Below are 12,544 nucleotides of genomic sequence, written 5' to 3' on the forward strand. Positions count from 1 at the left end.
TGTTGTATATACAAGGTGATTCGTCACAAAAAAAGCGCATTATGCGCAATTTTGTTTATCTTATTTTTTAAACGTTAAGTGCCCGCCTAAGCGGTATTTGCTGCCAGGTGATACAAGGCGTGCAAAACTTACAATACCGTTAACAGACCATGTTCTGCGAATAACTTGCAGGCAAGGCTCTTCGTTGTATAGGTTTAACCATTGGCACATTTCGCTGTTGGGCATAATGGCTTCTACTGTGTGTCTCGCTTGAGTGAGAGGTGCAACACTTGAAAGATACTCATGAGGAGTCGTTGCACTAAAATTTTGTTGCAAATAGCCGCTGGCAAGCGCTGGGTTTACAAAACGTTCCTCAAGCTGCAATGGGCTGTCGTTTTCGTTATGAACTAGTACGCTTCGGTACACGACGCTATCTACTTCTACTCCTAATGCGATAGCAATGGGGGCAACCGCGTTTATTGATTCAAGTATAAGCACGCTACAGGTGTAATTACCGTTGCGCTCTTTAACCTCATCGGCAATATTTTTAATTTCAAGTAATGAAGACTGTGACTTAAAAGAGGCAACAAACGTTCCTAGGCCTTGGCTACGCGTTAGTATTCCTGCTTCTGTTAATTCGCTAAGTGCACGGCGAGCGGTCATTCTGCTAACGCTAAATTGTGTGCTGAGCTCGTTTTCAGAGGGAACGCGTTGGTTTTCTTGCCACATACCGCTGCGAATTTTATCGACTATAAATTGTTTTATTTGCGCAAATTTAGGTGTTGTCATTAACTAGATAGCTGCGTTAGGAGTAATTTATATTAAATAAGATGACATAATCCTCTTGTATATACAAGGTGTGTTGTTAGACTATATTTCAATCATGTCAGGGTATGTATGGACTGTTATATGCAAAACACGCAGCAAAATAATAACTTAGAAAATATTGATTTACTTTTAACGGATGCAAATATTGCCACAATGGATCCCACTAGGGATACACCTTATGGGATCATCGAAAATGCAGCCTTAGCGATTAAAAACGGAGAAATCGCGTGGCTGGGTGAGCAAGCATCGCTGCCGTCATTTGACGCTTTCGCAACGCCAACCTTGAGCATAAAAGGCCAATGGTTAACACCTGGGTTGATAGATTGTCATACCCATTTGGTGTTTGCAGGGTCTCGTGCGCAAGAATTTGAGCAGCGTTTACAAGGCGTAAGCTATGAACAAATTGCAGCCCAAGGTGGGGGGATTGCAAGCACAGTAAAAGCAACCAGAGCCGCAGATAGAGAACAACTATTTGTTGATGCCAAAGACAGGCTAAATACACTGTTAAAAGAAGGCGTAACAACGGTTGAAATTAAGTCGGGTTATGGGCTCGATACCGAGAACGAAATTAAAATATTAGAAGTGGCACGATTGCTGGGTGAACATCATCCCATTGATATTAAAACAACATTTTTAGGCGCTCATGCATTACCTAATGAATACAAAGGCCGTGCAGATGAATATATTGATTTAGTGTGCAACGAGATGCTTGAACGAGTCGTTGTTGGCGACCTTGCCGATGCCGTTGATGTGTTTTGTGAAAATGTAGGTTTTAGTTATGAGCAAACTAAACGTGTATTCACTGCGGCAACAAAACATAATTTACCAATAAAGTGCCATGCAGAGCAGTTATCTAATCAGTATGGTGCTGAGCTGGTGGCCGAATTTAATGGATTATCGGCAGATCATATAGAATACCTTGATGAGCAAGGTGTAAAAGCCATGGCAAAGGCTGGCACTGTGGCTGTGCTGTTACCGGGGGCATTTTATTTTTTAAGAGAGACAAAACAGCCACCTATTGCGCTATTAAACCAATACAAAGTGCCAATAGCCATTGCTAGCGACTTCAATCCGGGTACTTCACCGCTGTGCTCGGTACAATTAATGATGAATATGGCATGTACTCTATTTAGGTTAACACCAGAGCAAGCCTTAGCAGGTGTTACCAGCAACGCAGCTAAGGCTCTGGGTTTAAACGATAGAGGGGTGTTAAAAGTGGGAGCCAGAGCCGACATTGCACACTGGCAAATAAGTCATCCATCGCAATTAAGTTACCAATTCGGCGTAAATAAACTGTCAAATTTATGGATTTTGGGTAGACTTAACTAGTTTGTATTATTTTTGTTCATATTTAACAAGTTGTTGTTAAAGTTTTTTTACGAATACGAGTGCCGTTAACTTGAATATATTAACCGACAGTAATTTTCCGATTTTTTTCAGTGGTGCGCTTTTAATGGCGATGATCACTACTTTATTTTCGGTTAAAAATACCAATATTAAATTTAGTTATTTATGCACAGGTGTTGTAGGTTTAGCTATTTTAAGTAGCGGTGAAGCATGGCTAGCTATTTTATTGGCGTTTGGTTTTTGCTTTCATTTATGGCAATCATTTGAGCGTAATAATTGGAGTATGATTATTATCAGCTCCGCTGCTGGGTTGTTATTTGTGGTGCTGTTTTCAGCGCATCTATTATTAGACGTACCGTTATTTTGGGTTGTATTAGCTATATTGTTATGCGCTGTTGTGGGGTTGTTAAACGATGAAAGCGACGATCCCAAAGTGACCATAGAGCCCAAACAGCTTGATGACGCGTTTGTTGAAGAGTCACCGCTTTCGGTATTTGCCAGCAAAAAAGAGTTACGCCAAGGGTATTACACATGGTGTGATAATACCCAAGTTGAAGCCGTGCTCATCATTATTAGGCTTGAAGGTTTTGAGCAAGTGAATCAGCATATTGGCCGTGGGTTTGGTGATGTTTTATTAGCGCAATCAGCAAATAGAATACAAGAACAATTAGAAAGCGAAGAAGTGGTTACTATAGTTGGCCACGAAAAGCTTGCTCATTTAGGCGGGTTAAATTTTGCATTTATTTGCAGCTTAGCCAATCACAAGCACTTACATGAACAAATTATTGATAAAATACTCGGAGCAACACTTAAGCCCTTTAATGTGGCTAATTGCACTGTAGAGGTAAAAGCGCGAGCAAGCTATGTGGCATGTGATGAGCAAGAAACTAATTTTGATGATTTAATTTCGTATGCCTATTTAGCGCTTGATAGCCAACCAAAGCAAAGAGTTGTGCCTTATCATCAGCAAATGATGGTTGAACAGCTAGAGCAGCAAGCGCGTTTAAAAGAGCTTGCTAATATTGACTTTGCAAGTGAACTCGAACTGTATTTTCAACCTATTATTTGTAACAAAAATGGTCAAATTGAGTTTTTAGAATTATTACTTCGTTGGCAGCACCCTAAGCAGGGAATTTTGTCTGCTAATCGTTTTATTGATGATATTAGAATTGCAGGGCTTGGTTATCCGTTGGCTAAGTTTGTTATAGAACGTGCTGCCGAACTTGCTATGGCGCTAAGAATAGAAGGTATAGCCATACCGCTGAGTATTAACGTTTTTGGTCCAGAAATGCTTAATGAGGAGTTTGTGGAATTTGTTGATAGTGTAATCACAGAGCATAATCTTCAAGTGGGCGATTTAATTGTTGAGTGCCCTCTGCACATATTTACGGGGCTTGATGATAAAGGCAGGGCAATGATTGCCAGACTTAATAATATTGGCTTAAAGTTATGTGTTGATGGTTTAGGTGATAACCCTGTATTGCTTTCAAAGTTACCTAGCTTAGCGGTGGAATATATAAAAGTAGCGCCGTCATTAACTGCTGATTTTAGCAACCAAAATAATATTCGTAGCTTAGTTGGCGGTATGGTTGAAATGCATAACCAGCAAAAAACAAAAGTTATTTTTGAAGGGGTAGAAACCCTTGAGCAACTTAAATTTGTTAAAAGTTTAAATGCGTATGCCGCACAAGGTTATTATTTTGGGCATCCGCTGAGCAGTATCGGTTTAATGAGCTGGTTAAAAGAGTGGCGACAAGCGCAAGAATAATCAAAACAAAAATTGAGTAAGTAAGCTTTGCCCGACCTTTCACCACTCTTAAATGACTTTAAGTTATAAAAAGAACGCAAGGGCGTTTTTAACTCAGAGTATAAACTCGCCTACTAAAATAAACCTCAAGATGAAAGGCTAAGGTGCCTTCGCTTCTCTTGCGAGTATAAAACTATTTACCAATGCGCTGATCACTTGTCCTACATGCGCAGTTCCTGTTATAGGCCCGTTTGGATGTTGGCTTGGTGATGCTTCACATAAATGTAAGTATTTAGCGTTTCGGTTGCTGGCTGCTGTATATACAAAATGCTCAGTGTCGCCGACACTAAACCCGCAGCATGTATAAGCACTTACAGGCATAAACGTAATGCTATCTAAGTCGACCTCAATACCAAGCGGTAATGAGTCAAAACTATTAATTGCGTTATTTATAGATTGAGTAAGGTTTATATCGCGTTTTACATTGAGAGATTGATAACTATCAAACGTAAAGTTTGCTTGTGTCATTGCATCAACAATTGCTTGGTTATTTTTTTGTTCGTGTAGACCAATAACATGGTAATTATTGAGAAGCGTCTCGTTATAAGCATATCGAAAGCCATTACCACTGTGACGCCCTTCGCATTCTCTAAAATCAGCATGAGGGTCAAAGTTTATGGCATTAACAGGCGTGTGCTGTGTTTTACTGAGCGCTCGAATAATTCCTAAGCAGTTATTATGCCCACCGCCAATCACTATGGGTTCAAGACCGGCTTTAAATATTAGGTTTAATACGCTTTCTACGCGCTCGTCCAACTGTTGGCATAGCAAACGCAATTGCTGAAGTTGTTCAGGGTTTTTGTTGTTTAATTGGCTACTTTGTGCCATTAAATCATCAACGTTTACTTCGCCAAGTAATAACACTTTTTGAGTTGCGCTAAATTGGTTATGCGGTTGGTTTAAAAACTTTGCTAAAAAAGCATGCCAGGCTTCATGTGCTCCGCCATTCCCCAAATTTGCTTTGGGGCCAATGTCTTCACATATACCTAGTAGTACATAGCGCATACCAAACTCAGCGGCATCAACTAGGGCTTGTTGAACATCTACGTGAGTATCAAGCAAAGACATAGCTTGCCATGCTTTTTTTTCGTTTGCGCGGGTAAAGCACAAAGCTTTAACCGCACTTTCATCATATACTTTTAAGTGATTGGACACGTTATACTTCTACAACTTCCAACTCAAGTTCTTCAGCAGATAACACAATACCCGTGCTGTCGGCATAGATAAAGTCGTCGTCAAAAAACGACACACCCGCAAAGTTAACACCAATGCCATTTTCGCCAGCACCTTCGCTGTCGGCAGCCACAGGAATTGAGGCTATGGCTTGAATGCCCACATCAAGTTCTTCTAGCTCATCTACATGGCGAACAGCACCGTATACAACAATGCCATTCCAGTTGTTTTCAAAAGCAAGTTCAGCAAGTTCAATATCAATAAGTGCACGGCGAGTAGAGCCACCACCGTCAATTAATAGCACCTGGTCTGTACCGTCTTGAGATAGTATTTCGCGGATCAGTTCATTATTTTCAAAACATTTAACCGTTTTAATGCGGCCACCAAAACTGTGTCGACCACCAAAGTTGATGAACATTGGCTCTAGCACGTCAACCACATCAGCAAAGTGGTCACATAAATCAGAAGTGCTGTAATCCATTATTTTATCCTCAAAAGGTACATTAATTTATAACTCAGTATACCTGCCTTATATCCAATAACAACGACTTAATAGTAGTAAATTTAAGCAAAACAAGGAGTAAATCAATAATAGCAACAATAGTGTCTTAAAAGCGTCACTCAATTGTTATTTACACCACCTAAGCTAATTCAGTGTTCATATACTATGCAATGGGGAATAAGCAATGAGTGATAATAATATACTAAAAAAAGTAGCGCAGTTTGATGAGCGACTATTTTTAACGTTGTTTAATTGCAACTCACCTAAATGGCTAAAAAAAGTGGCGTTTGGCTTATCTAAAAGTGGCGATGGCGGATTGTATTTAGTTATCTGTGCAGGCGTGTGGTGGCTTAGTAAAAACGAGCAGTACCAGTTACTCCCTATTGCCATCATGCTTGGGTTTATTATTGAACGCCCCATTTACTTTCTAGCTAAAAAATATTTTGCACGAATAAGACCATGCGATTGTTTAGTCACCAATGCCTACATAGTACCGAGTGACAAATTTAGCTTACCTTCAGGTCACAGCGCTGCCGCTTTTTTAGTTGCTATTATTCTGTGCCATTTTTTCCCTCAATATGTATGGATATTCTTAGCATGGGCTGGTGGCGTGGCAATATCGAGGGTGGTATTGGGGGTCCATTATCCGGCTGATATTATCATTGGTGCGCTCATAGGCAGTTCATGTGGTTTATTTGCGTTAGCGGTGGTGGTGCCAGCATGAAAATATTATATGGTATTCAAGGCACAGGAAATGGCCACATAACACGAGCCCGTGTAATGGCAAGTTGCTTTAAAAAGTTGAATGTTGAAGTGGATTATGTTTTTTCAGGACGTGCAAATAAAGACTACTTTGATATGCAAGACTTTGCGAACTACACAAGCTTTAGAGGGCTGTCGTTTAATACTAAAAATGGACAAGTGAAAAGCCTGCAAACAGTAAAAAATGCACGTATTTGTAGATTAATAAAAGACATAAAAACACTCGATGTTAAACAGTATGATTTTGTACTTAACGACTTTGAGCCTATTACGGCTTGGGCAGCTAAGCGCGCCGCTATACCGGTGGTTGGTATTAGTCATCAGGCGGCATTTTTATCAAGCAGTGTGCCTATGTTTAGCCGGGGAATTTTACGTAAATCATTAATTAAAAATTATGCCCCTGCCGATACCTATTTAGGGGTTCATTGGCAGCCGTTTGCTGAAAATATCATTCCGCCTTTTATTGCCCACCATGACCACGGCAACCCTGTTGCAGTTATGAACAAAGTGTTGGTGTATTTACCGTTTGAGAGTCTAGAGAGTATTGTTGACTATTTAAAAGATTTTCCTGAAAAAGAGTTTTATTGCTATCACCCAGATGCAAAAAATAAGTCGATGGGAAATATACATTTACGGCCACCATCGAGAACGCACTTCTTAAATGACCTAGCCAACACCAGTGGTGTGATTGGTAATGCAGGGTTTGAGCTTGCCAGTGAAGCGCTTAAATTAGGGAAAAAATTATTGCTTAAACCTTTAAATGGGCAGTTTGAGCAGGGGGAGAACGCACAAACTTTACGCTCTATGGGAATGGCCCATGTGATGAATTATTTAAACCCTCAAGCATTAGATGATTGGAATAATGCCCCTCAAAATAAGCAAATTAATTTTCCAAGTGACCCAGAACCGCTTGTGAATTGGTTATTACAAAAGCAATGGCACAAAACGCAATTACTTCACAAGGGATTATGGGGAAGTGTTAACTTATAATATTAGGTTCTGGTCAGGTATGACCAGTTTATCAAAAGCTAAAAAAACTGAAGCAGTTTAAGACATTAGTCTATAATAAGGTTGCATATTAACCAAAGGTGTTTGAAATGAGTTTTTTAGAAAATTTAACGATTAAGAGGCGACTGCAACTTAATGCTTTGGTAGTTGGTTTAGCAATGGTTATTCTATTATGTGTAATTATTTTTGAGGGAAGGGAAAATCTTAAGTTAAATCAGACTATACAGTTAGCGAAAGAGCTGAATATTCAGCAATTAGAATTGAGAAAGCACGAGAAAAACTTTTTGTTTTACAAAACTGAGAGCTCTTTAGCGTCGTTCGAAAAAGAGTATGCAGTATTGGATACAAAGTTAGCTGAGTTACAGACGTTAATGGCTAGTTTAAATATTGATACTCAAAAAGCAGCGCAGTTAAAAAGCTTAGTTGCTAAGTATAATAGCGATTTTAATAATGTAGTCTCTCTTCAAAGAACAATAGGCTTAAATCCTAAAGACGCTCTTTATGGTGAACTAAGAAGTGCAGTGCATAAAGTAGAAACCTTGCTTAACGAGCAAGAAAGCGATGAGTTGCTGGTGCTTATGTTGCAATTAAGGCGTGCTGAAAAAGATTTTATGCTGCGCTTAGATACCAAGTATCTTCCCCGTTTTGACGACACTATTACGAAGCTTGAACAAAGCCTTTCTCTTTCAACAATAAACTCAAGCACCAAATCAGAACTCAATAGTTTAATTGCTACTTATCAAAATTCTTTTCAGGCGCTGGTAAAAGCTCAAGTTGAATTAGGCGTTAACTTAGAGTCAGGAGCCCTTGGTAAAATGCGGGAAAGTGTGTCGAAAAGTGACACGGTGGTTGGCCAAATTGTTGAAGAAACAGTGATTCATGTTAAAAACAGCGTAAGTGAAGCACAGTTTTTGGCAATTACTATTTTTGTTATTGCTGGTGTTATTGTTTTATTACTTGTTTACTTTACTAGCCATTCAATCATTGTTCCTATTGAACGCGTTTATCACAGCATAAATGATATAAGACGCAATAATGACTTAAGCGTAATGATAGAGCAAACGGGTAAAGATGAAATTACTATCATGACGACAGACTTTAATAGCTTAATAAGTGACTTTAAAAACCTGATTTACGAAGTTAATGGCGCATTAAATACGCTCAATGTGGCAACAGATCATTTATCTGAAAGCACGGCAGCAACAAGCTCCGGTATGCAAGAGCAATTACACGAAGCTGACATGGTTGCTACCGCTGCGACAGAAATGCAAGCCACGATTCAAGATATTTCGCACAACACTGAGGCGGCAGCTAAAAAAGCGGAGTCTACAAACTTGAGCGCTCAACAAGGCCGTAGCGAAGTTGAATCAACCGTTAACCATATCAGGGAGTTGTCAGGCTCTTTAGGGAGTGCATCTGATGTGGTGTCTCAACTAGAAAAAGACGGTGAAACGATTGGCTCGGTACTTGACGTTATTCGTGGTATTGCTGAACAAACTAATTTACTTGCGCTTAACGCTGCAATTGAAGCAGCTCGTGCTGGTGAGCAAGGCCGTGGCTTTGCGGTGGTTGCTGATGAAGTGCGCTCGTTAGCTCAGCGTACGCAAGAATCGACAAGTGAAATTGAAGGGATTATTAATACCCTGCAGCAACGCACTCAAGAAGTGGTAAGTATTATGCACCAATGTCGATCACAAGGTGATGAAAGTGCATCTCAGGCTATTAAAGCCGGTGAGTTGTTAGGTGCTATTACTGAAGATGTACAAACCATTATGGAAATGAGCACGCAAATAGCCGTTGCCATCGATGAGCAAAGCCAGGTTGCATCAGAGGTTAATAAAAACGTGGTACGTATTAGAGATATAGCGCAAGATGCATCAGAGCATGCATCACGCAACGCGCAGACCAGTGAAGAGGTATCGGAGCAAGGTCGCGTACTATACACCGCAATTGATAAATTTAAAGTGTAAATTTATTAGGGGGGGTGACCTTTGTGGATTAAGCTTTGTTCAAGCTAGGGGCGGTTTAATCGCGGTTCGAGGTTTATAACCTAGTGGGCTCGATAACTGCTACTGTTTTATTCTACTGGCTTACATCCATGTAATAATAAGTTAAAACTGAATAAAGCGTCCGCGTCCTGCTCACGGCCTTGGTTAAATATTAAATAGGCGGCTGCAAATTTAACTTTGAATGATTAACACACCCTAAAGAGCCAATAAGGTTTAAGGAATAAACTTTATTGGCACACTATCTTTGTTTTTTGTATTTTCGCTTACACGCTCTAAATACTCATCCCATAACTGAGTCTGCTGTTCTTGCAGCTTAGCTAAATAGTTCCAACTGAATAACCCGCTATTATGGCCATCGTCAAACTCTAGGCGTAATGCATAATGGCCCACTGGGACTATATTTTTTATTGCAACAGCCTCTTTGTTTAAAACAAGCTTCTTAGGGCCAGAGCCATGACCTTGCACTTCTGCAGATGGAGAATGAACACGTAAAAATTCACAGCTAAATACGGTTTTACTATCATCGTCAAAGTACACGTCTAAGTTTTTACTCACGCTATGGTAATGCACTTTTGTTACGTGTTTCATGTTTTATATCCCATTAAAAAGCCCCCAATATGGAGGCTTTTAGTATATCTACTTATGGTGCCAATTAAAGAATAAAGCGGCTTAAATCTTCATCTTCAACCAGTGCGCCTAAATGTTTTTCAACATAAGCCGCATCAATTACAACCGATGAGCCAGCTTGCTCAGATGCATCGTATGAAATTTCTTCCATTAGCTTCTCCATCACGGTATGAAGACGACGTGCACCGATGTTTTCGGTTTTCTCGTTAACTTGCCATGCCGCTTTTGCAATGCGCTCGATAGCATCATCACTGTATTGAACATCAACTTGCTCTGTTTTAAGTAGCTCGCGCTGTTGTTCTGTCAGTGAAGCATGAGGCTCTGTAAGTATGCGTTTAAAGTCATTTGCAGTGAGTGCTTCAAGCTCTACGCGAATAGGTAAACGGCCTTGTAGTTCAGGGATCATGTCTGATGGTTTAGCCATTTGGAATGCGCCAGAGGCGATAAATAGCATATGGTCAGTTTTAACCATACCGTGCTTAGTATTGACAGTCGAGCCTTCAATAAGCGGTAGCAAATCTCGTTGTACGCCTTCACGGCTAACATCTGGGCCTGATGAATCACCACGTTTACAAATTTTGTCTATTTCATCAATAAACACAATGCCATTTTGCTCTACAGCAAAAATAGCTTGCTCCTTTAGCTCTTCAGGGTTTACTAATTTACCAGCTTCTTCTTCAGTTAGTAGCTTAAAGGCTTCCTTAATTTTTAGCTTGCGCTTAGTTCGCTTATCGCCACCCATGTTCTGAAACATGCTTTGCAGCTGATTGGTCATATCTTCCATGCCAGGAGGCGCCATAATTTCTACGTTTGGCTGTACTTGTGCTAAATCGATTTCAATTTCTTTATCGTCTAGTTGGCCTTCACGTAGCTTTTTACGGAATGTTTGGCGTGTAGATGAGTTTTCATCACGCTGAGTTTCACCGTATTGATCTTTAACGGGTGGTAAAAGCGCATCTAAAATACGATCTTCGGCCGCTTCTTCTGCACGGTGCTTAAACTTTTTAGTTTGTTGTTCACGTGTCATTTTGATAGACACTTCAACTAAGTCACGAATAATGGTTTCAACTTCTTTACCAACATATCCAACTTCGGTGAACTTAGTTGCTTCTACTTTGATAAAAGGGGCATTAGCAAGCTTAGCTAGGCGACGTGCAATTTCTGTTTTGCCGACACCTGTAGGACCAATCATTAAAATATTTTTTGGTGTTACTTCTGCACGTAAATCATCGTTTAATTGCATGCGGCGCCAGCGATTACGAAGGGCAATAGCAACGGCTTTTTTTGCGTTAGCTTGGCCAATAATATGTTGGTCTAACTCGTGAACAATTTCTCTTGGGGTCATAGCAGACATAGCGGTTCCTATTATAATTCTTCGATAGTTTGGAAGTTGTTGGTAAATACGCAGATATCACCTGCAATAGTTAGGCTTTTTTCTACTATTTCACGAGCGCTTAAATCGGTGTTTTCTAATAACGCGGTTGCTGCCGATTGGGCAAAGTTACCACCACTGCCAATTGCGATTAAGTCATTTTCAGGTTGAACTACGTCACCGTTACCGGTAATGATTAAAGAGGCCGTTTCGTCGGCTACAGCTAAAAGGGCTTCTAACTTTCTCAGTGCACGGTCACTTCGCCAATCCTTTGCCATTTCAACGGCGGCTTTGGTGAGGTTACCTTGGTGCATTTCTAGTTTGCTTTCAAAACGTTCGAAAAGTGTGAAGGCATCAGCAGTACCGCCGGCAAAGCCTGCGATTACTTTGCCATTATAAAGACGTCGAACTTTACGGGCATTGCCCTTCATTACGGTATTACCCAATGAAACTTGGCCGTCGCCACCGATCACAACTTTGTCGTCGCGGCGTACACTTACAATAGTGGTCATGTTATTCCTCATCATCGAGTTGCAGGGGCAACTCGTTAAAAACGATTATGATGAGGTTATATGGGTGAATGGTTTATTTTCAAGTCCAGCCCCAAATTCCGCAGCCGACGACTTTTACACGCTTGAGTTTATTTTTATCACTTTCTGCTTGGCGCTTTGTTTTATAAGGCCCTAAACGTACTTTATACCAAATACCCGTTTCGCCTTTGGTTTCTCTTATTTCAGATATAAGCCCAGCAAACGCTATTTTCGCTTTTAACGATTCAGCTTGCTGATAAGTCCTGAACGAGCCACATTGCATGACGTAAGGGCCTTTTTGTTCAATTTCTTTTACTTCAACTTGTACTTCATGGTTTCTTATTTCTTTTATAAATTCAGGCGCACGAGGAACGACCACTTCTACTTTTTCTTTTGCGGCTGGGTTAGTTTGTTTTTCAACAAGCTTGGGGTCGGCGTTATTTTTAATAAACCATAATCCATAGGCAAAACCGCCTACGAGCAAAGCTGCAACAATTACCAAAAGATAAGGAAATGGCTTTTTAGCGGGTTCTTTTTTGGTGTTTTTTCTATTTTTGGGTTTTTTGTTAATGTAATCGTGCTGTGCCATAGCGTTATTTT

General features: G+C 40.3%; 12 protein-coding genes. 5 read left to right on the forward strand and 7 right to left on the reverse strand.

What is annotated here, in order from left to right; translation table 11 throughout:
* Positions 1–60 precede the first annotated feature (60 nt).
* A complete protein-coding gene (gene hutC / locus KZZ04_RS11770; RefSeq protein ID WP_058403867.1) occupies positions 61–768 on the reverse strand; it encodes a histidine utilization repressor in 708 nt (235 codons plus the stop codon).
* 120 nt (positions 769–888) lie between these two features.
* Between hutC and hutI the strand changes: the two genes are divergently transcribed.
* A complete protein-coding gene (gene hutI / locus KZZ04_RS11775) occupies positions 889–2,136 on the forward strand; it encodes an imidazolonepropionase (protein ID WP_219422818.1) in 1,248 nt (415 codons plus the stop codon).
* A gap of 124 nt (positions 2,137–2,260) precedes the next feature.
* Entirely contained in the window at positions 2,261–3,922 is a 1,662-nt protein-coding gene (locus tag KZZ04_RS11780) for a GGDEF domain-containing phosphodiesterase (protein ID WP_138530854.1), read from the forward strand.
* 138 nt (positions 3,923–4,060) lie between these two features.
* On the opposite strand, the gene KZZ04_RS11785 is transcribed toward KZZ04_RS11780, so the two are convergent.
* Complete coding sequence (locus tag KZZ04_RS11785; protein ID WP_219422819.1) at positions 4,061–5,116, reverse strand: formimidoylglutamase; 1,056 nt, start codon at positions 5,114–5,116, stop codon at positions 4,061–4,063.
* A gap of 1 nt (position 5,117) precedes the next feature.
* Positions 5,118–5,615, reverse strand: coding sequence for a ribonuclease E activity regulator RraA (gene rraA / locus KZZ04_RS11790; protein ID WP_058403865.1), 498 nt, complete (start codon positions 5,613–5,615; stop codon positions 5,118–5,120).
* 205 nt (positions 5,616–5,820) lie between these two features.
* Between rraA and KZZ04_RS11795 the strand changes: the two genes are divergently transcribed.
* The 3 genes from KZZ04_RS11795 to KZZ04_RS11805 all read left to right on the forward strand — a co-directional run bounded on the left by KZZ04_RS11795 (position 5,821) and on the right by KZZ04_RS11805 (position 9,376).
* The gene (locus tag KZZ04_RS11795; RefSeq protein WP_219422820.1) at positions 5,821–6,360 is read left to right on the forward strand and encodes a phosphatase PAP2 family protein; all 540 of its coding nucleotides are present in this window, start codon (positions 5,821–5,823) and stop codon (positions 6,358–6,360) included.
* A complete protein-coding gene (locus KZZ04_RS11800; RefSeq protein ID WP_058403904.1) occupies positions 6,357–7,388 on the forward strand; it encodes an MJ1255/VC2487 family glycosyltransferase in 1,032 nt (343 codons plus the stop codon). Before KZZ04_RS11795 ends, KZZ04_RS11800 begins: the two co-directional genes overlap by 4 nt.
* A gap of 107 nt (positions 7,389–7,495) precedes the next feature.
* Positions 7,496–9,376 (forward strand): methyl-accepting chemotaxis protein, encoded by a 1,881-nt coding sequence (locus KZZ04_RS11805; protein WP_058403863.1) that lies wholly within the window; start codon positions 7,496–7,498, stop codon positions 9,374–9,376.
* Positions 9,377–9,628: 252 nt separating this feature from the next.
* Here KZZ04_RS11805 and KZZ04_RS11810 read toward each other — a convergent pair whose 3' ends face one another.
* From KZZ04_RS11810 to KZZ04_RS11825, 4 genes are all read right to left on the reverse strand, one after another.
* Positions 9,629–10,003: a gamma-butyrobetaine hydroxylase-like domain-containing protein gene (locus KZZ04_RS11810; RefSeq protein ID WP_058403862.1), complete on the reverse strand. Its 375-nt coding sequence runs from the start codon at positions 10,001–10,003 to the stop codon at positions 9,629–9,631.
* 64 nt (positions 10,004–10,067) lie between these two features.
* Positions 10,068–11,396, reverse strand: coding sequence for an HslU--HslV peptidase ATPase subunit (gene hslU / locus KZZ04_RS11815; protein WP_058403861.1), 1,329 nt, complete (start codon positions 11,394–11,396; stop codon positions 10,068–10,070).
* A gap of 11 nt (positions 11,397–11,407) precedes the next feature.
* Positions 11,408–11,926, reverse strand: a complete 519-nt coding sequence (gene hslV, locus KZZ04_RS11820; protein WP_058403860.1) for an ATP-dependent protease subunit HslV — start codon at positions 11,924–11,926, stop codon at positions 11,408–11,410.
* A 79-nt stretch (positions 11,927–12,005) separates the two neighbouring features.
* A complete protein-coding gene (locus KZZ04_RS11825) occupies positions 12,006–12,533 on the reverse strand; it encodes an SPOR domain-containing protein (protein ID WP_058403859.1) in 528 nt (175 codons plus the stop codon).
* Positions 12,534–12,544: the final 11 nt, after the last annotated feature.

Origin of the sequence: Pseudoalteromonas sp. CR1, from assembly GCF_019392235.1 — a bacterium.
Classification (GTDB): Bacteria; Pseudomonadota; Gammaproteobacteria; order Enterobacterales; family Alteromonadaceae; genus Pseudoalteromonas.